Here is an 18,135-nt window from a genome sequence, read left to right as displayed (position 1 = left end):
TGGGTGATGACCTCCAGCTCGCGGGGGTCGGGCACGGGGCTCTGCGTCTTTGGCTTGCAGCACAACACCTTCGGCGCGCCGCAACCCGCGGTCACCACTGTCATCGATGGTTACGAGGAATGGCCCATCGGCAGCATGTCGATCCTCGTGGCGTGCTGCGTGTCGACCACGGTCACTCGCCCTCCTGCGAAGCGTGCGGGCCGACAGCGGTGGCGAACTCTCCTCGCGCCTCGGCCGGCGGAGCACCGGCGAACTCGAGCGCGGCCGCCTCGCGGTAGCCGAGGCGCGCTACGAAGCGGCCGACCGGCCCGGGGTCGTGGAAGCCCTGTTCGTCGAGCACCACGCGGCCGCCTGCCACGACGATCTGCGGCCAGCCGCGCAGCTCGTGCCCCTCGAAGGGCGAAAAGTCCGTGCCCATGTGCAAAGCCGTGCCGTCGACGGCACGGACTTCAGCCGGGTCGAAGACGACGAGATCGGCATCGTAGCCCGGTGCGATGACGCCCTTGCCGGGGAGCGCATTGATGCGGGCCGGCCCCGAGGAGAACAGCTCGACGAAACGCTGTAGCAACCCGGGCAGCGGCGAGCCCTCCCCCGGGGCCGCGACCCCGCCGTCGTCCGTTCCCGACGGCGAGCCGAACGCCGCCGTTGCCTCTGCGAGAGCCGTGAACGCGACCGGCATGCGGGTCTCGACACCGGGAAGCCCATGCGGCATCTGCCGGATGTCGTCAGACCGCTCGCGCTTCTGCGAGAGGTCGTAGCACGAATGGTCGCTCGCGACCGTGTGGATCGAGCCGTCCGCGAAGCGCTCCCGCAGCGCCGCCACCGTCTCGGGCGCCCGCATCGGCGGGCAGCACGCGAACCACTCGGGGAAGCGCGAGGAGTACACCCCGTCGTCGAGCACGAGGTAGTGCGGGCAGGTCTCGGAGTGGATGTCGAGACCGCGCGCGCGGGCTTCCGCGACCAGGTCGACGGCGCCGGGCGTGGACTGGTGGACGAAGTACACCGGGGCGCCCGTGTGCTCGGCCATCGCGAGGACCTCGTGCACGGAGGCCTCCTCGGCGAGCTCGGGGCGGGTCTCGTGGAGGTGCGCGATCCCGGTCCGCCCGGCCTCGGCGTGCCGCTGGGTGCAGTCGACGATCACGGCGTCGTGCTCGGCGTGGATGTAGGTCAGGCCGTCGAGGCGCACCATCTCCCGCATGACCTTGAGGACGGTGTCGTTGTCCGCCATGGTCGAGCCGCGGTTCGTCATGTACATCTTGACCGAGCGGATGCCGAGCTCCGCAAGCTCCTCGAGCTGGGCCGGAACGGTCTCATCCCATTCGATGACCGAGCCGTGGAGCGCGACGTCGCAGCGGGCCTCGCGGGCGAGGGCGAGCTTGTGCTTCGCGGCCTCCAGCGGGGATTCGCCGGCGTCACGTGGGATGCCGAAGTCGAGGATCGTCGTCGTGCCGCCCCACAGGGCAGCCGTCGACGTGATCGCGAAGTCGTCGAGCGTGCGGTAGCGACCGGTCACCTGGGCCACGTGGCAGTGTCCGTCGACGCCGCCCGGGATGACGGCGCGACCCGCCGCGTCGATCACGCGCTCGGCGGCGGGCACGGGCTCCAACGCGTCGACGACGGCGGTCACGCGCCCGCTGTCGACGACGACGTGCGCGGCTCGCGTGCCGAACGAGTTGACGACAAGACCGTGCGCAATCACGAGATCGGCCTTCAACGGGCCCTCCCTTCGGTAGAAGCGGCCGCGGTAACGGCCTGAGAGCCAGCGGACGCGGGCGCCGCTGGGCGTGCCGCGAGCTGGGCGGCCTCGAGTGCGGCGTCGAGGGCCGGACTCAGGCCGGAGCGCGGCTTGGGCGGCGGGGCCGCGAACGAACCGGCCCCGTGCGGCCCGGGGTTGAGCTCGACGATGGCCTCGGCGAGCCGGATCCCCGCCCCGATGCCGTCCACGACGGGAACGGGGATATCGGCCGCGACATCGCGGGCGAGCCCCGCGAGCGGCGCGCCCGCGAGGATCACGACGTCGGCGCCGTCCTCTACGACCGCGAGCCGCGCGAGCTCGACGAGGGTGGGACGGAAATCGGCCTGGACGGTGCCGATGCCGCGCAGCGCCTCCTTGATCGAACGGATCGACGCGAGGCGACTCCCGAAGCCGAAGCGCTCGACGCAATCCCGGTACCAGGCCGTGATGCGGTCCGAGATCGCGATGATCGAGAAGCGGTGGCCCTGGAGGGCCGCCGCGCAGAGCGCCGCCTCGGTGATGCCGATGACGGGCACGTCCACGAGCTCCTTGAGCGCGGGCATGCCCGGATCTCCGAACGCGGCGACGACAACGCCGTCCACGTCGCGGTGCTCGGCGATGAGCTCCGCGACGGCGCCCGCCGCGATCAGCGACTCGAAACGGGTCTCGATGTACTCGACCCCGCTGGCGGCGGTGCGCACGAGAAGCTCGGTCGTGGGGGCCGCCGAACGTTCCGCCTCGGCGCGGATCAGCTCGGTGACGTCGTCGCTGATGTTCGGATTGACGACCAGAAGTCTCATAGTGGTTCCTTGGTTCGGGCCGGCTCGCGTGGGCTCAAGCGGCTTTCCGGGTATTGCTCCCTGTACTTGCCGATGTGGTGCGCCGACTGGGCCGCCGCCCGCTCCAGGTCGCCGCTCGCGATCGCCGCGAGCAGGTCGCGGTGCTCTTGCACGAGCTCGGGCAAGTCCGTGACATGACGGAAGAGCCAGTGCATCCGGCCCTGGAGGGGCTCGAGCGCCGCGCGGAGGAAGCCGTTGTCGGCGATCCGCGTGACCTCGTCGTGGAACTCGCTGTTGGCCCGATGCGCCTCGTTGATGCTGCCGCGGGCCAAGGCGTCCGCAGCCCGGTCGAGGAGCGCATCGAGCCTCGCGATGTCCTCCGGCGTGGCCCGCTGGGCAGCGAGCCGGCAGGCCAGCACCTCGAGCGAAAGCCGGACGTCGAACAGGTCCTCGACATCCTTGTCGCTCAGCCGGGCGACCACAGAGCCGCGCGAGGCCCGCTCGGCGACCAGGCCCTCCTGGATCAGCATCCGCAGCGCTTCGCGCACCGGGAGCCGGGAGACGTTGAACTCGGCGGCGAGGTCGCGCTCGATGAGCCGCGTGCCCGGGGCGTAGTGGCCTTCGAAGATGCGGATCCGCAGGGTGTCGCGGATCACTTCGCGCAGCGGTCGGTCACGCTGGGGCTCCTCGGCCGGCCGTGCCATGGCGTCTCCCTTCGGGTCGGTTTGCGCATGATGAGCAGCGCATGCGGTTCTGGCCCCATTCGACCACGCTCCTCGGCCGTGCCCCCACGTTCGGCCGATGAGCCCGTGCAGGGCGCGTGCCGCAGTCGGGGCGAGACCTGAATGCGTCTTGTCCATGTCGTAGCTGGTGAGCCGGGATCAGTCCGCGGAAGGCTCCCCGGCGAGTTCTTCTCGTTCGCTCATTCCGGACGGCGCGCCGACCGCCGTCGTGCGCGCGACGAAGTAGTACGCCACCGCCGAGGTGACCACGCCGATCGGCCATGAGAACGAGGCGACCGCCGCGAACGCGGGCACGAGGGCGAGGATGGCGGACACGGCCGCGGTGGGGATGAACACCGCGAGTGCGCGGGGGTTGACGCCGCGACGGTAGTAGAACTCCCCGAACTCGTTCGCGCGGTACAGCTCGCGGATGTTCACGACGCCCTTGCGGACGAGGAAGTAGTCGGCCGCCATGATGCCGAACAGCGGGCCGAGGAACGCGCCGAGCCCGCCGAGGAAGTAGTTCACCACGACCGGGTTCGAGTAGAGGTTCCACGGCATGACGAGCAGGGCGAGGACGGCGCTGATCACGCCGCCACGCTTGAACGTGATGCGCTTGGGCCACACGTTCGCGAGGTCGAACGCCGGGGAGACGAAGTTCAGCACGACGTTCACGCCGATGGTCGCGACGATGAACATGAGCGCACCGACGATGAGGACGGCGGTGTGCGGCACCTTGGCGATGATGAGCGCCGGGTCCGTGATGGCGTCCCCGAACACGACGACGGTGCTGATCGTCATCGTGATGCTGATGGCTGCGAACGCCGCGAAGTTCACGGGGATGCCCCAGAAGTTGCCGCGCACGACATCGCGGCCGGACCTCGCGAAGCGCGTGAAGTCGCAGTAGTTGAGGAGCATCGTCGCGTAGGTCGCGACGAGGAGGAACGCGCCGGTGAGGACGCCGCGCAAGGCCTCGCCGCCATCGAGCGGGCGAACTGAGAGGTCCATGGGGATGTGCCACCCGGCCGCGGCGAACAGCCAGACGGCCATCACGAGCATGACGACCCAGATGATCGGGCCGGCCCAGTCCTGGAATCGCCTGACGGCCTCCATGCCCCGTGTGATGACGATGAGCTGGAGTGCCCACAGGAGGAGGAAGCACGCCCACCCGAGGTAGGAGAGGCCGAGGAAGGACTGGTGCTGGAAGCGCTCCAGATCGGGGGCGATGCGGAGGAGGAGCACGACGACCGCCATGCTCGCCAGATACGTCTGGATGCCGTACCAGCAGATCGCGATGACGGCCCGGACGAGCGCGGGGAGGTTCGCTCCCCAGACGCCGAAGCTGATGCGGGCCATGACCGGGAACGGGATGCCGGTCTCCTGGCCCATCTTCCCGGCCCAGTTCATGCCGACGAACAGGATCCCGGTGCCGATGAGGATCGAGGCGAGGACTTCCCACCCGTTGAGCCCGAGCGTGAACATCCCGGCCACGAACGTGTAAGTGCCGATGTTGTGGACCGAGGACATCCACACGGCGAAGAAGTTGTACGTCTTCCACTTCCGCTCGGCCGCGGGCGCGAGGTCCTCGTTGTAGAGCCGGCCAGAGGGATCGAGTCCTCGCAGGGATGCCGAGTCACAGCGCACAGCGACTCCTTACGTCCGACTCCGGGGGCAATGTTGGGATACCGTACTGGGATCCCAGATGCCGCACAATGACGGATGCGCATTTCGTCCGGATTCCGGCGAGTCGTGCTCGTGCGCAAACCTGGCCCCTGCACAGCTTCGAGCCGGTCCCCGAGATCGAAGTGCACAAGAAGCCGGAGAACGTCCGACGCTATTCCAAGCCCTCGGCCGGGGCGATCGCCGAGATCACCAGCCCGGTCGGCGAGTTGCGATGTCGCACAGTCAGGCGTTCGGCTCATCGGGCGCTGGGCGACCCGCCGCAGGGGTGCCGCTGGTCCGCATCGACCGGTAACCGGGATGGATGCCCGGCGTGAGTCCTTGCTGCTGAGCCAACCGCCGGAGCAACGCGGTCAGTTGCTGATGTTCGGACGGAGCGAGCGCCGTGCAGAACTGTTTCTCGTGGGCAGTGGCTTCCGCGCGGAGCCGGGACAGCAGCTCCACGCCCTCGTCGGTGAGGAACAGCGCGTAAAGACGCCGGTCGCTGGGGTTCTTGCGGCGTTCGAGGAGTCCGCGCGCCTCAAGACCGTCCGCGAACGGCACGAAACGACTCGGCGGCATTCCCAGGATCTCGGCGAGCTGGCGCTGACTCCGGCCGGGCGCCCTGTCCAGCAGGCGCAGAAGACCGGCCTGCGCGGGGGTCAGGTCGAGCCGTGCGATCCGCTGCGCGAACAGCTCCGCCGCGTGCGCTCCCAGTTGCGCCAGCAAGAAAGCGGCTCCCCCTTCTCGAAGCTGCGGACTCCCATCGACACCATTCGTAGCCATGCACGAATGATACCACCTTGACAATCGTTCGGAATTGTAATCATTATGGTTCGTAAATGAACACACCAGAGGAGACGTCATGACAACCACACCCGCCTCGCCGCGCCTCGACCGCTCTGCGCGCCGCCCCCAAGCCGGCCCGCCACTGCTGGCCCCGGTACTGGCCTTCGCCGTGCTGACCATCGGCTACGTCGTCGCCAACCGGTCCACCCCGCATCCCGACGCGCCGGGCTTGGAGGTCCTCGCCTACGTCCAGGGCCACGGCGCCAGCATCAAGCTGGGCGCCTTCCTGCTCTTCGCTTCCGGGGTGCCGCTGGCGCTGACCGCCGCGGTGCTCTACCGACGGCTGCGGGCGCTGGGCATCACCGCGCCCGGCTCGGCGATCACCCTCGTCGGAGGCGTGCTGGCGGCCAACGCCCTGGCACTGAGCGCGATGTTCGGATGGAGCAGCGGCCGCCTGTCCGCAGACGCCGGCCCCGCACTGGCCCGCGCCTTGGCCGACCTGTCGTTCCTCGCCGGCGGACCTGCCTACTCGGTGATGTTCGCCTTGCTCATCGCCGGCGTGTCGGTGCCAGGACTGCTCACCGGGCTGCTGCCGCGCGCGGTGAGCTGGGCAGGACTGGTGCTCGCCGCCGCCGGCATGCTCTCCACCCTCGCCCTGCTGCTCGACGGTTTCGCGTACCTGCTGCCGGTCGTCCGCTTCGGCGGACTCATCTGGTTGGTGCTCGCCGCCGTTCTGCTGCCGCGCACCCGCCGATCCCACCACCAATGACCCACCGCTACCAGCCCACCTACCCCAAACCCCAGGAGCCTCTGACATGGCCACCTACCCGGAGCTGAAAGGCAAAACCGTCCTGATCACCGGCGGGTCACGAGGTATCGGAGCGCAGACCGCCCATGCTTTCGCCGCCCAGGGAGCCCAGGTCTGCGTCGTGGGCCGCGACGAGGACGCGTTGGCCGACGTCGCCGCCCGCATCACCGAAAGCGGCGGCACCGCCATCAGCGAAACCGCCGATGTCACCGACGCGGCCGCGCTGGAGCACCTGCGTCGGCAGACCGAAACCCGGCTCGGCCCGGTCGACGTACTCGCCGCCTTCGCCGGCGGCCAGGGTTTTCCCGTGCCGACAACCGAACTCAGCGAGCAGCGCTGGCGCCAGGTCATCGACGCCGACCTCACCTCGACGTTCCTGACCATTCAGGCTTTCCTGCCGGGAATGCTGGAGCGCGGGCAGGGCTGCATCATCACCATGTCCTCGGCCGCAGGTCGCCGGCCCAGCCAGGCCAACCTCGCCTACGGCGTCGCGAACGCCGGCCTGGTAATGCTCACCCGCCATGTGGCCACCGAGATCGGACCGCGCGGAGTCCGCATCAACTGCCTTGCCCCCTCCGCGATCCGCACCGATAGGACAGCGGCCCACATGCCCGCCGAGGTGCAGGACGAGGTCGCGGCCACGCATCCGCTGCGCCGGATGGGAACCACCGACGACGTCGCAGGCAGCGCCCTGTTCCTCGCCTCCGACGCCGCCTCGTGGCTGACCGGCATCACCATCGACATCGCCGGCGGCCGAGTCACCGGGTGATGCCAGCCAGCCCTTCCCGCCCCACGGCGACATGACGGTCAGCTACCGGCATGCAGGACCCGGGTACCCGCGCTACTCGCTCGTCCGGTTCGAGAGCGTGTACGCCAACTGCTGGACGACCTCGGTCGCCATCACCGCCTGGCCCGATGTCGAGAAGTGGATCACGTCCTCGCTGAGAAGGTCGTCCCGGTCGTTGACCGGGTGGTTCCACATGTCGACGACGACGGCCTCGTATTCGGCAGCGAGGCGGCGCGTGATGTCGTTCATGGCCCGAATTCGTTCGTGCCAGTCCGGAAATGCCGACACGACATACGCCCTCCCCAGCGTGAAAGTCGTCAGCAGGGCGCGGGTGCGGGCCGCGATGTCGTACATGCGCCGCATCGTCTTTTCGATCTCGTCGAAATCGGGATTGCGCCGCAGAACATCGTTCGGGCCGCACGGCAGGTGCAGGAGGTCCGGGCCGAACTCGACCACGCGGTCGAGTTGGTGGACCACGGTCCGCGCCGTGGTCGCCCCGGCCTCCGAGGTGTTGAGGTACTGCACATCCGGGCGCACCTGCTGCAACACGTCCGCGACCCGATCGGCCCAGCCCTTGTTCGCGTACCCGGGTGTGGGGTCGCCGATGCCGGCCGACAAGCTGTCGCCGACCACGCCGAATCGTCTCCACGGAGCATCGAACAGCAATGCCGCGGCGGTTACCTCGGATAAGCAGAGCGGATCGGACTGTTCGTTCATCGCCGGTATCAGCGAGCCTTTTTCATCCTGGTCGGCCCGCAGCCGCGGGTCGTAAAGCTGCATGTCGATGGGCTGTCGCATGCGCCGCAGGCGCATAACCCACCTACGACACTGGCACCGCCGCGGGTTCTCAGAGGCTTCCTGGCGAGGACGGCCCTGACGCCGTGTATTGGACATACATAAGTCAGGGCACCCACAGACCAGGGAGCCTCTGAGGTTCCGCTACCCGCACCGCCACGCAAAACGAGGTTGGAAAAGCCTCAGCATGTTCACCTGCTTCGGTTGCGATTACGACTGACGAGAGCGGGGCGTGATGCCGAATGCCGTTGCCGCGCTGCCGGCGGCAACGATGGCGATGAACAACCAGCCGTGCTGGAACGCGGTCAGCATCCTGTCGGCGGCGGCATCGAGCGAGCCGAGGATGGCGATCAGAACGGCGACGCCCAGCACGTAGCCGAGCTGGCGGGCGGTGTTCACCACGGCGCTGCCGGTGGCGGACTGGTCCGGCGGCAGATCGACGACGGCGGAGGCGATCATGCTGGGCAGAGCGAGGCCGATGCCGACGCCGGAGATCGCCCAGCCCGGCAGCACCTCGGTGGCGTACTGCACGGGCGTGGAAGCGGTGGTCAGCACGAGCACCACGCCGCCGGCGAACAGCAGATTCCCCAGGGCCACAACGACACCCACCGGCATCCGCTTGATCAGTCGCTGGCTGATGGCGGCGAAGATCGGCACCATGATCGGTCCCGGGACGATGGCGAGCCCGGTTTCGATGGTGCTGAAGCGGGCCACGTTCTCCAGCCACATGGCGATGCTGAGGAACCACGCCCCGAACGCGGCGCAGAACGCCAACACGGTGGCATTGGCCCACACGAACGTCGGCACCCGGAACAGGGCGGGCGACACCACCGGATCCGGATTCCGCATCATCCGCGCCACGAACAGGACCACGCCGGCCACCGCGACGGCCAGTACGCCGAATGTCGCGGCGCTCGCCCACGACCATTCGCTGCTCTTCACCAGGCCCAGCGACAGCGCCCCGATCGCCACGATCAGCAGCGCCACCCCGAGCAGGTCGGGCACCCGGGCCGCTATCCGCTGACGCAGATTCGGCACCAGGCGCATCGCCGCGACCCCGACCACCACGCCCACCGGCAGATTGATCAAGAACACCCAGCTCCAGGAAGCCTCGACCAGCGCCCCGCCGACCACCGGACCGAACGCCGCGGCGAAGGAACTCGTTGTCGCCCAGATCTTCACCGCGCCAGGAACCCGCGCCGGCGGCAGTACGGTGACGAGCAACCCCAGGCTGGCCGGGTCAGGGCAGCGGCGCCAACGGCCTGCAGGACCCGGAACGCCACCAGCGCCCACAGCGACGGAGCCACCGCGCAGGCCAGGCTCGCCAGCGTGAAAATGCCGAGGCCGACCAGGAATCCGGCCTTGCGCCCGTACCGGTCCGAGAAGCGCCCCGCCGGAATCAGCAGTGCCGCATAGACGATCGCATATCCATTGAGGACCCAACTCACATCCGCCAGCGAGGAACCCGGATAGGACTCACCGATCTTCGTGAACGCGACGTTCACGACGAACACGTCGAGCATCGCCATGAACGCGGCCGAGCACAGGACCCACACGATCGCCGTCGAATGATCCCGGCCCGACCGCGGCGTCGTCGTCTTGTCCGCGGTCGCGGTCCGCTTGGCTGCTACGCCATCCATCAGGCATCCCTTCTCGTCGGCATCGGTCTCGGCAACGCGCGCCGATCTCCATCCGTGCAGTGCCGATCAAAGAATACGGTCGACCGTATTTAGATTCCAACATCTTTCGCGCACCGGGCCAGCGGCATACGATCGACTGTATGGTCACCTCTGGGCACAAGACGGCCGACGAAAGCACCGATCAGCGGTTGCTGCGCGGCGCGCGGTCGCGGCGTGCCGTGACCCGCCGCGCGGTCGAGATCGCCTCGCTGGACGGACTCGAAGGACTCAGCTTCGGGCGTCTGGCCGAGGATCTCGACATCAGCAAGGCCGGCATCCAGACCCTGTTCCGAACCAAGGAGAGACTGCAGCTCGCGACCGTGGAGGCGGCGCAGGAGGCCTTCGTCGACGCGGTCGTCCGGCCCGCCCAGGACTCCCCTGCGGGCGTCGCACGCATCCACGCCCTCGTCGACGGATGGATCGACTACGCCGCACAGCCGCTGTTTCCCGGCGGTTGCTTCTGGGGCGCGAACCTGCCGATATTCGACAGCCGGCCCGGGCAGGTCCGGGATGAGCTGCTGCGGCAACAGCGTGCCTGGGTCACGATTCTCGCGACGCAGTTCCGTCGGGCCTTGGCCGCCGGCGAGATCGCCGATGTCGATCCCGAGACGGCCGCATTCCAGGTCAGTGCCGTGCTGAACGCCGTCAACCTGGCCCTGCGCCTCGGCGACGAAGACAGCGTGACCATGGCGCGGCAGGTGGTCGACCGCCTGCTGGATGCCGCCACCTGATCTGCGGTCCCCAGCCGTACGAGTCCGCACGCCGACGTCCGCGTTTCAGAACCGCCGTCAGCGACCGGCCCCGGTTTTCGGCTGAACTATCGGGTAGTCCTCGCCTTCGCGAGCTTTCACACCTCGCGGCTCGACCGTGGCCCGTCGATCCCCCAGGAGATGATCTTGGCGGGAGTGATCCTGATGATCTGCCGCGAGAAGTACGGCACCGGCGGCTCGTGATCGGTCAGGGCCACAGCCGAGCCTCGGATCTCGATGCCGCGTACCACCCATGGGTCCACCGAGGCCAGGTCGTCGACGACGAACGACACGGTGCTGCCCTGCTGGACGTTCCTGAACTTCTTGGACGCTCCCAGTGCGTGCCCGCCGATGGTGATCGTGCCCGAGGCGGCATCCACGAAGAAACCCACCGGGTTGTTCTGGACTTGGCCGGCCGGAGAAGCCGTGGCCAGGCGACCGAGGTGCTGTCCGGTCAGGTATTCGAGTTCTGCCTGCGTGAAGACCACGCGGCGAGCATGCGAGCTTGACATTGACGTCGATCAATCCTTTGACGGTGAACAGGTCATCGGTGCAGCAGTGCGGTGCGGACCCCCTGGCCCGAGTTCGTCAAGGCCACCTCGAGTCCGGTCAACCGCAGGCGGGTGGCGCCGCGCAGGTGGGGGAAGTCGTGGTCCGGCTCCGCGGAAGGGGCCAGGAAGGCTGCCTGCTCGGTCCACCGCAGGTGGGTGCCGCCGGCTTCCGGGTGCAGTTCGACGGTCACCAGCGAGGTCCATCGCGGGACGTCGTCCACGCGAGACGTGTACGCGTAGACGATCCTCGAGTCAGGCGTGATGTCGAGGTACCGGGCTTCGTACGCGAGCCGTTCCGGGTGTGCGCCTGGGACCGCGAAGACGCTGGACGCCGTTTCTCCGCCGTTCACCACGAAGTCGTGGTGGTACGACACGAGGCGGCCCGGCAGCTTGAACCAGCGGCTCCGGACCGGAGCGTCGGCGAAGGCCCCGAATACCGCGCTCGGGGCGGCGGCCAGGTGGAATCCGACCGTGAAGGTCTCGTGCCGCACCCCCGGGACCGCGCTGCCGACGTGCTCATCGGCGGCCGAGTCCGGCGCAGTGGCTCCCATGATGGCCATGTTTTCCCTCGCGTGGTGTTGCGGCGGTTCGGGGCGCAGCGCCCGTTGGTTACCATCCGTATGTAACGGGGCGCGGCCGCTGCGATCAAGGTCTCGTGCTTACGCACTTTCAAGTCAGCTACGCACTCGGGGGAACAGGCTCTTGGATTCCGCACTGCGTTCCCAGCTGGCGGCCGCCGGGGTCAGCCCGGAGTGCACGGCGACGATCGAGCTCGTGCGCGACGTGCTCGCCCGCGTCGGGGACAAGTGGACCGTCCTGGTCGTCACGACGCTCGCGGACGGACCGCTGCGCTTCACCGCCTTGCACGAGCGGATCGCCGGGGTGTCGCAGCGGATGCTGAGTCAGACGCTCCGTGCGCTGACCCGCGACGGTCTGATCACGCGAACGGCCTACGCCGAGGTACCGCCTCGCGTCGAGTACGCGCTGACCCCGCTGGGGCGATCGCTCAGCGACACCGTCGCGCACGTGGTGCGCTGGGTTCAGGAACACCAGGTCGAGATCGCCCGCAACCGCGAGGTGTTCGAGGGAACCGAACCCGCGGCATCGTAGGGCGCCCCCCAGGTCAAGCCCGGCGTGATCGCCGCATGTGCCGCGCTCGGGCTCGAACGCACAGTGGCGAAGCCCGCTTCCGCCAACGTCGGGCTGACAGGCTTTGAACCTGCTCCCCCTTGCCTCCAGTCCACAAGAGACACCCATCTGCGAAAAGCAGGACACCGCAGGACGAACCAGTGGAGGTCACCGCGCCGGTGCCGGCGGGGTGAGTTCGGCGTTGCGGGCCAGCGCGGCCGCCTCGCCCCGCGAACCGACGTCGAGTTTGCGGAGCACACCGGTGACGTGGAATTTGACGGTGCTTTCCGCGACGCCGAGCTCGTCGGCGATGGCTTTGTTGCGCTTGCCCTCGGCGAGCAGGCACAGGACTTCGTGCTCCCTGGCGTTGAGGCTGGCCAGTCGCGGCTCACCGGAGCGCGTGGCGGGCGAGTCGAGCGGGAGAGCGATGCTGACCCGGCTGCCCCAACCCGGGACGGCGTCCAGGTCGACAGCGGCGCCCAGCGTCCGCGCCCGACCTTCCAGCTCTCGCGACAACGTGCTCACGCCCAGCTCTCCGGCTTCCTGATCACGCACGTCGATCAGCAGCGAGCCACCGTCGCAACTCCACGCGATGCGCAGCCGGGCCAACCTGGGCTGCGCGGCGAAGGCCAACACGATCGTCCTCGTCATCGCGCGCGCCGCATAGGCGACTTCCCCCGGCAACGGTCGCGCAGTCTTGCCGGGCGCGATGAACTCCAGGCACACCTCGTGGTGCTTCAGCAGCTGCCGGATGTTCTTGCGCAGCTTGGTGAACGCGGCCGATGCGGGTTCTTCCGACAACGACAGATCCGATTCTTGCGCGGACCGCAAGACGACCAGCGCCGCCGAGGCCGTCTCGGTCGCGGCGAGCCGGGCACGCCGGTCATCGAGTCCGGAGGAGCGCAGGGTGTTCAGAATGGACAGCAACGCGCTTTCGTGCGCGGCGACCATCTCCGTGATCGTGCGCGCCCGCTCGCTCGAGGCGGCCCGTGATTCGGCGAGGTAGTCCGGGCTGGCCTGAGCTACCTGCTGCCTGATCGAGGTCGCGACGATGCCGAAGAACCCCGCCAGCTCCTCCGCTTCCGGCAATCGCTTCCGTGGCGTGCGGGGCACCAGCACGAGCAGCGTGCCGACCGGATCCAGCACCACCCACACCGCGCGTGTCACGCCGCCGATCAGTGCGTTCGCCGCGACAGGGGTGCCGGGGTCGACATGGGCTTTGAGCTGGTCGAGTTCGTCGATGGTGACGCGGTTGATCATCTCGGCGTCGCCCGCGACCTTGCGTGGACGGCCCGTGCATTCCCGGGTGAAGATGACGAGGGCGCTGTGCGGCCACCGGGCGGACAGGAAACGGGAGAACCGGCCGGCGATCCCGTGCAGCGGGCCGTCGACGACCTCTCGCAAACCGCGCAGCCGGTCCGGGCTCGGGTACTTCGGGTCGACCATTCCAGCGAGTCTAGGCTGCGGGTCCGCTAGCCGGAAGTCGAGGTTTTGCCCTCCTTTCGACCAGGTCGTCCAGCGGCACGGCGCGGTTAGGGTCGCGAACGGCATGCGCCGAAGCGCATGCTTTTCCGCCGACAGACAAGGAAGCAAGCCCACATGCCACAGCAGGTGCGCGGGGTGATCGCCCGTTCGAAGCAGGCCCCGGTCGAGCTGACCGACATCGTGATCCCCGATCCCGGTCCCGGCGAGGTCGTGGTCGACATCGCGGCGTGCGGCGTGTGCCACACGGACCTGACCTACCGCGAGGGCGGGATCAACGACGAGTTCCCGTTCCTGCTCGGGCACGAGGCCGCGGGCACCGTCGAGATGGTCGGTGAGGGTGTCGAATCCGTGGAGCCGGGTGACTTCGTGATCCTGAACTGGCGGGCGGTCTGCGGCCAGTGCCGTGCCTGCAAACGCGGGCGACCGCAGTACTGCTTCGACACCTGCAACGCCGAACAGCCGATGACGCTGACCGATGGCACCGAGCTCACCCCGGCGCTCGGGATCGGCGCGTTCGCCGACAAGACGCTCGTGCACGCCGGGCAATGCACCAAGGTCGATCCCGCCGCCGATCCGGCCGTCGCAGGGCTGCTCGGCTGCGGGGTCATGGCCGGACTGGGCGCGGCGGTCAACACCGGCATGGTCGGCCGTGGCGATTCGGTCGCGGTCATCGGCTGCGGCGGTGTCGGCGACGCCGCCATCGCCGGTGCCCGCTTGGCCGGCGCGGGCACGATCATCGCGGTCGACCGGGACGAGAGGAAGCTCGACTGGGCCCGCGAACTGGGCGCCACCCACGTGATCAACGCCTCCGGCATCGACCCGGTCGAAGCGATCGCGGAACTGACCGGCGGATTCGGCGCCGACGTCGTGATCGACGCGGTGGGCCGTCCCGAGACCTGGAAGCAGGCCTTCTACGCACGTGATCTCGCCGGCACCGTCGTGCTCGTCGGCGTGCCCACGCCGGACATGCGGCTGGAGATGCCGTTGCTGGACTTCTTCGCCCGCGGCGGCGCCCTGAAGTCGTCGTGGTACGGCGACTGCCTGCCCGAGCGCGACTTCCCGATGCTGATCGACCTGCACCTGCAGGGCAGGCTGCCGCTGGAGAAGTTCGTGACCGAACGCATCAGCCTCGACGAGGTCGAGAAAGCCTTCCACACCATGCACTCCGGCGAAGTCCTGCGCTCGGTGGTGATCCTGTGAACCTGCGGATCGAGCACGTCGTCACCACCGGCGTCTTCGAACTCGACGGCGGGACCTGGGAGGTGGACAACAACATCTGGCTCGTCGGCGACGACACCGACGTCGTCGTCATCGACGCGGCCCACGACGGCAAGCCGATCACCGAGGCTGTGGGCGATCGCAACGTCGTCGCCGTCGTCTGCACGCACGGGCACAACGACCACGTCACCGTCGCCCCGCAGCTGGGCGAGCAGCTCGGCGCTCCGGTCCTGCTACACCCCGGCGACCGCGAACTGTGGGAGATGACCCACCCGGGCCGGTCGTTCCGGCACGTGGGCGACGAGGAGCGGATCGCCGTAGCGGGAACGGAGATCGAGGTGCTCCACACGCCGGGGCATTCGCCCGGTTCGATCTGCCTGCACCTGCCCGAAGCCAAGGCCCTGTTCTCCGGGGACACCCTCTTCTCCGGCGGCCCGGGCGCCACCGGCCGCTCGTTCTCCGACTTCCCGACCATCATCGGCTCGATCCGGGAACGCGTGTTCGCCCTGCCCGAGGACACCCGCGTGCACACGGGCCACGGCGACGGCACCACCATCGGCACCGAAGCACCGCACCTGGCCGAATGGATCGCCCGCGGCTACTAGCGGACCGGCCCGCCGGGCCGGTTCAATCTCCGAAACCCCGGCCACGCAGGTAATCCACCAGCATCGCCTGCGACCCGCGGATGTGGTCGCGCATCGCCGTGCGCGCCCGCGCGGCCCGTCCGCGGGTGATGTGCTCCAGGACGACCGCGTGCTCCTCGACGTAGAGCGCCCGCAGGGTCTCCGGAGACCGGATGGCAAGCCGCACGGTGTCCTTCGGGAAGTAGCGGTGCAGGTCCTGGATCATCCCGCCGAGCCGCTGGTTCCCCCCGGCGTCGTGGACGATGCCGTGGAAGGTGTCGTTGAACCGGCGCAGTCGCTCGCCGGCCTCGGTCTCCTCGGGGTCGTCGAGCTTCGCGACGGCGAGCGGGACGACCTCGGCCAGCGCCTCGTGCGCCTTCTCCAGCTTCGCGAGCATCTCGGGGTCGCGTGAACGGGCCGCCAGTTCGGCGGCGAACCCTTCGAGCTCCGCCCGCACCTGGTAGACGTCGTTGAGCTCGCGCAGGGTCGGCACCTTGACCATGGCGCCCCGGTTCGGCACCAGTTCGACCAGGTTCATCGCCTGCAGCTTGCGCAGCGCCTCACGCGCCGGCGTGCGGCTGACCCCGAAACGCCCGCAGATCTCGTCCTGCTGCAGGTGTTCCCCGCGGGGGTACCGCCCGTCGAGGATCTCGCGTTCCAGGATGTGCGCGATCTGGTCGGCGTAGCTGCTCGGTGCCCGCAACGTGTCCGCGGCCTCGCTCATTTCGTCCTCACATCGAAAATCTTAGGACAACCGGGGCTGCTCCGGTTCAGCTACCTCGGTCTTGACAACCACTGCGCCCTCAGATTGTATCCATGGATACACGCACATTGGATACATGAATACGGAGGGCGACATGGTCGACGTGCGCAACGTCAGGGGCGGCAGTGGCCTCGATCCGATCAGGGCCGAACTCGACGAGTTGCTCGACTCGGTCCAGGTGGCCACGGCCCAGGCGACCGAAGCCTTCTTCGCCAGCTACGACGAGGACCCGGACCCGGCCCGGCTGGCCTCGTGGCTGATCCCCCGCTGCTGGCGCGAGATCGACTACGTCTATCTCCTCAACGAGGAGATCCGGCGTTACGGGATGCAGTTCGAGCGGCGGCACATCACGTTGCTGGCCAAGCAGTCCTTCCAGGAGGCCGAGCACTACGACATGGTCGGCAAGGCGATCGAGTCCCTCGGCGGCGAGGTGCCCACGACCGTTCCCGCCGAAGCCGAGCCGTGGAGCCGGTTCCTCTGGGAATGCCTCGATCGCCACCCGCTGTCCGCGGTCGCGGCGTGGAACCTGTCGGAGACGTCGGCGTCGGGAAGCTTCGAGCCGACCTTCCGCGGCGCGGAACGGCACGGCCTCGACGAGGTCACCCGGATCTACAAGCAGATCGAGAAGGACGAGAAGTTCCACGTCGGCCTGGGCCTGCAGATGATGGCGACCTACGTGCACACCGACGAGGACCGCGATGAGATCCTGCGGGCCATGCGCGGCATGCGCGACATCGCCTGGCGCACGTTCAGCCCCGAGTCCGTCGCGGCCGGCCGCGACACCTGATCGGCCGCCGGAGATGATCGCTCAGGAAATCGACGTCTGGCGCACCGTCGTGGTCGAGGCCACGGACAGCCGCGCCGATGACGTGGTCGCGCTGACCCTGCTCGACCCCGAGGGGCAGCACCTCCCGGCCTGGGAGCCGGGAGCGCACATCGACGTGGATCTCGGCCCGGGGCTGATCCGGCAGTATTCGCTGTGCGGCGATCCGCGGACCGCCGACCGGTGGCGAATCGCCGTCCTGCGGGAACCACGCGGGCGCGGTGGATCCGCCCGGGTCCACGACCACGTCCGCGTGGGCGACCGGCTCCGGGTCCGCGGGCCGCGCAACCGGTTCCCGCTCGCCGACGCCGAGAGGTACTTCTTCGTCGCCGGCGGAATCGGGATCACCCCGATCCTCGCCATGGCGACGGAGGTGGCCGCGCTCGGCCGGCCGTGGACCTTGCTCTACGGCGGGCGGACGCGATCCTCGATGGCGTTCCTCGACGAGCTGACCGCCCTTCCGGGAGGCGAGCTGATCATCGTGCCGCAGGACGAGTTCGGCCTTCCCGATCTCGACCGCTACCTGGCGGTGCCTGCGGACGGAACGGTGGTCTACTGCTGCGGCCCCGGGCCCATGCTGTCGGCTGTGGAACAGGCCTGCGGGGCGTGGCCGTCTGGGTCGCTGCACCGGGAGCGCTTCTCGGCGGAGGTTCCTCCGCTCGACGCGGATTCCGGGTCGTTCGAGGTGGTGCTCAAGCGCAGTGGCCTACGGCTGGCGGTCCCCGAGCACGAGCCGTTGCTCGACGTTCTCGAGGCCTCGGGCGTCGAACTCGACAACTCGTGCCGGGCGGGGATCTGCGGCACCTGCGCCGTCGGGGTGGTCTCGGGCGAGCCGGACCACCGCGACGACGTGCTGACCGACGAGGAGCGGGAAAGCGGCGAGATCATGCTGCCGTGCGTGTCCCGGTCACGGGGCCGCGTGCTGGTGCTCGACCTCTGACCTTTCCCATGCGGCGGCGTTCAGCGCCACAGTAGGTACGGCGCTGAACGCCGCCTTCATCCGATCACTTCTCGTTCCACGCGCACCGGCTCCGAACTCTTG

General features: G+C 68.9%; 18 protein-coding genes and 1 pseudogene. 8 read left to right on the top strand and 11 right to left on the bottom strand.

Annotated elements, in window-relative coordinates:
• Positions 1–172 precede the first annotated feature (172 nt).
• From AC07FN_RS08850 to AC07FN_RS08830, 5 genes are all read right to left on the bottom strand, one after another.
• Complete coding sequence (locus tag AC07FN_RS08850) at positions 173–1,714, bottom strand: amidohydrolase family protein (RefSeq protein ID WP_478395102.1); 1,542 nt, start codon at positions 1,712–1,714, stop codon at positions 173–175.
• Positions 1,711–2,535: an aspartate/glutamate racemase family protein gene (locus AC07FN_RS08845; RefSeq protein ID WP_478395101.1), complete on the bottom strand. Its 825-nt coding sequence runs from the start codon at positions 2,533–2,535 to the stop codon at positions 1,711–1,713. Before AC07FN_RS08845 ends, AC07FN_RS08850 begins: the two co-directional genes overlap by 4 nt.
• Complete coding sequence (locus AC07FN_RS08840) at positions 2,532–3,218, bottom strand: GntR family transcriptional regulator (protein ID WP_478395100.1); 687 nt, start codon at positions 3,216–3,218, stop codon at positions 2,532–2,534. The genes AC07FN_RS08845 and AC07FN_RS08840 overlap by 4 nt, the downstream gene beginning before the upstream one ends.
• A 177-nt stretch (positions 3,219–3,395) precedes the next feature.
• Positions 3,396–4,880, bottom strand: coding sequence for an NCS1 family nucleobase:cation symporter-1 (locus tag AC07FN_RS08835; RefSeq protein WP_478395099.1), 1,485 nt, complete (start codon positions 4,878–4,880; stop codon positions 3,396–3,398).
• 261 nt (positions 4,881–5,141) lie between these two features.
• Positions 5,142–5,681 (bottom strand): MarR family winged helix-turn-helix transcriptional regulator, encoded by a 540-nt coding sequence (locus tag AC07FN_RS08830; protein ID WP_478395098.1) that lies wholly within the window; start codon positions 5,679–5,681, stop codon positions 5,142–5,144.
• A gap of 79 nt (positions 5,682–5,760) precedes the next feature.
• Between AC07FN_RS08830 and AC07FN_RS08825 the strand changes: the two genes are divergently transcribed.
• Positions 5,761–6,453, top strand: coding sequence for a DUF4386 domain-containing protein (locus tag AC07FN_RS08825; RefSeq protein ID WP_478395097.1), 693 nt, complete (start codon positions 5,761–5,763; stop codon positions 6,451–6,453).
• A gap of 46 nt (positions 6,454–6,499) precedes the next feature.
• On the top strand, positions 6,500–7,261 hold the full coding sequence (locus AC07FN_RS08820) for an SDR family NAD(P)-dependent oxidoreductase (RefSeq protein ID WP_478395096.1): 762 nt from the start codon (positions 6,500–6,502) through the stop codon (positions 7,259–7,261).
• A gap of 72 nt (positions 7,262–7,333) precedes the next feature.
• Here AC07FN_RS08820 and AC07FN_RS08815 read toward each other — a convergent pair whose 3' ends face one another.
• Complete coding sequence (locus tag AC07FN_RS08815; protein WP_478395095.1) at positions 7,334–8,092, bottom strand: SGNH/GDSL hydrolase family protein; 759 nt, start codon at positions 8,090–8,092, stop codon at positions 7,334–7,336.
• A 192-nt stretch (positions 8,093–8,284) separates the two neighbouring features.
• A pseudogene (locus AC07FN_RS08810) lies at positions 8,285–9,597 on the bottom strand (MFS transporter).
• Positions 9,598–9,854: 257 nt separating this feature from the next.
• On the opposite strand from AC07FN_RS08810, the gene AC07FN_RS08805 reads away from it, so the two are divergent.
• Positions 9,855–10,484, top strand: coding sequence for a TetR/AcrR family transcriptional regulator (locus AC07FN_RS08805; protein WP_478395094.1), 630 nt, complete (start codon positions 9,855–9,857; stop codon positions 10,482–10,484).
• A gap of 116 nt (positions 10,485–10,600) precedes the next feature.
• Here AC07FN_RS08805 and AC07FN_RS08800 read toward each other — a convergent pair whose 3' ends face one another.
• On the bottom strand, positions 10,601–10,990 hold the full coding sequence (locus AC07FN_RS08800) for a PPOX class F420-dependent oxidoreductase (protein WP_478395093.1): 390 nt from the start codon (positions 10,988–10,990) through the stop codon (positions 10,601–10,603).
• Positions 10,991–11,046: 56 nt separating this feature from the next.
• Positions 11,047–11,604 carry an SRPBCC domain-containing protein gene (locus AC07FN_RS08795; protein ID WP_478395092.1) on the bottom strand — a complete coding sequence of 186 codons (558 nt, stop codon included), beginning with the start codon at positions 11,602–11,604 and terminating at the stop codon, positions 11,047–11,049.
• A gap of 175 nt (positions 11,605–11,779) precedes the next feature.
• Between AC07FN_RS08795 and AC07FN_RS08790 the strand changes: the two genes are divergently transcribed.
• Positions 11,780–12,163, top strand: a complete 384-nt coding sequence (locus AC07FN_RS08790) for a winged helix-turn-helix transcriptional regulator (protein WP_478395170.1) — start codon at positions 11,780–11,782, stop codon at positions 12,161–12,163.
• A 186-nt stretch (positions 12,164–12,349) separates the two neighbouring features.
• On the opposite strand, the gene AC07FN_RS08785 is transcribed toward AC07FN_RS08790, so the two are convergent.
• A complete protein-coding gene (locus AC07FN_RS08785) occupies positions 12,350–13,627 on the bottom strand; it encodes a helix-turn-helix transcriptional regulator (protein ID WP_478395091.1) in 1,278 nt (425 codons plus the stop codon).
• A 153-nt stretch (positions 13,628–13,780) separates the two neighbouring features.
• Between AC07FN_RS08785 and AC07FN_RS08780 the strand changes: the two genes are divergently transcribed.
• Together AC07FN_RS08780 and AC07FN_RS08775 are read left to right on the top strand one after the other, a co-directional pair.
• Positions 13,781–14,866 (top strand): S-(hydroxymethyl)mycothiol dehydrogenase, encoded by a 1,086-nt coding sequence (locus AC07FN_RS08780; protein ID WP_478395090.1) that lies wholly within the window; start codon positions 13,781–13,783, stop codon positions 14,864–14,866.
• Complete coding sequence (locus AC07FN_RS08775) at positions 14,863–15,489, top strand: MBL fold metallo-hydrolase (RefSeq protein ID WP_478395089.1); 627 nt, start codon at positions 14,863–14,865, stop codon at positions 15,487–15,489. Before AC07FN_RS08780 ends, AC07FN_RS08775 begins: the two co-directional genes overlap by 4 nt.
• A 22-nt stretch (positions 15,490–15,511) precedes the next feature.
• Here the strand turns inward: AC07FN_RS08775 and AC07FN_RS08770 are convergent, their stop codons facing one another.
• The gene (locus AC07FN_RS08770; protein ID WP_363901183.1) at positions 15,512–16,231 is read right to left on the bottom strand and encodes a GntR family transcriptional regulator; all 720 of its coding nucleotides are present in this window, start codon (positions 16,229–16,231) and stop codon (positions 15,512–15,514) included.
• A gap of 115 nt (positions 16,232–16,346) precedes the next feature.
• On the opposite strand from AC07FN_RS08770, the gene AC07FN_RS08765 reads away from it, so the two are divergent.
• Both AC07FN_RS08765 and AC07FN_RS08760 read left to right on the top strand, forming a co-directional pair.
• A complete protein-coding gene (locus AC07FN_RS08765) occupies positions 16,347–17,057 on the top strand; it encodes a hypothetical protein (protein WP_478389315.1) in 711 nt (236 codons plus the stop codon).
• Between the two features lie 13 nt (positions 17,058–17,070).
• Entirely contained in the window at positions 17,071–18,033 is a 963-nt protein-coding gene (locus tag AC07FN_RS08760; RefSeq protein WP_478395088.1) for a PDR/VanB family oxidoreductase, read from the top strand.
• The last annotated feature ends 102 nt before the right edge of the window (positions 18,034–18,135 follow it).

Source organism: Saccharopolyspora sp. NPDC045941 (genome assembly GCF_056431445.1).
The sequence above is the reverse complement of the archived record's forward strand: the minus strand, read 5'-3'. Positions and strand labels throughout refer to the sequence as shown.

What these genes read in the sequence shown, in the direction of transcription:
- AC07FN_RS08845 (WP_478395101.1), bottom strand. Translation starts at nt 2,535, where the DNA reads ATGAGACTTCTGGTCGTCAATCCGAACATCAGCGACGACGTCACCGAG.
- AC07FN_RS08840 (WP_478395100.1), bottom strand. Translation starts at nt 3,218, where the DNA reads ATGGCACGGCCGGCCGAGGAGCCCCAGCGTGACCGACCGCTGCGCGAA.
- AC07FN_RS08830 (WP_478395098.1), bottom strand. Translation starts at nt 5,681, where the DNA reads ATGGCTACGAATGGTGTCGATGGGAGTCCGCAGCTTCGAGAAGGGGGA.
- AC07FN_RS08825 (WP_478395097.1), top strand. Translation starts at nt 5,761, where the DNA reads ATGACAACCACACCCGCCTCGCCGCGCCTCGACCGCTCTGCGCGCCGC.
- AC07FN_RS08820 (WP_478395096.1), top strand. Translation starts at nt 6,500, where the DNA reads ATGGCCACCTACCCGGAGCTGAAAGGCAAAACCGTCCTGATCACCGGC.
- AC07FN_RS08815 (WP_478395095.1), bottom strand. Translation starts at nt 8,092, where the DNA reads ATGCGCCTGCGGCGCATGCGACAGCCCATCGACATGCAGCTTTACGAC.
- AC07FN_RS08805 (WP_478395094.1), top strand. Translation starts at nt 9,855, where the DNA reads ATGGTCACCTCTGGGCACAAGACGGCCGACGAAAGCACCGATCAGCGG.
- AC07FN_RS08795 (WP_478395092.1), bottom strand. Translation starts at nt 11,604, where the DNA reads ATGGGAGCCACTGCGCCGGACTCGGCCGCCGATGAGCACGTCGGCAGC.
- AC07FN_RS08785 (WP_478395091.1), bottom strand. Translation starts at nt 13,627, where the DNA reads ATGGTCGACCCGAAGTACCCGAGCCCGGACCGGCTGCGCGGTTTGCGA.
- AC07FN_RS08780 (WP_478395090.1), top strand. Translation starts at nt 13,781, where the DNA reads ATGCCACAGCAGGTGCGCGGGGTGATCGCCCGTTCGAAGCAGGCCCCG.
- AC07FN_RS08770 (WP_363901183.1), bottom strand. Translation starts at nt 16,231, where the DNA reads ATGAGCGAGGCCGCGGACACGTTGCGGGCACCGAGCAGCTACGCCGAC.
- AC07FN_RS08765 (WP_478389315.1), top strand. Translation starts at nt 16,347, where the DNA reads ATGAATACGGAGGGCGACATGGTCGACGTGCGCAACGTCAGGGGCGGC.
- AC07FN_RS08760 (WP_478395088.1), top strand. Translation starts at nt 17,071, where the DNA reads ATGATCGCTCAGGAAATCGACGTCTGGCGCACCGTCGTGGTCGAGGCC.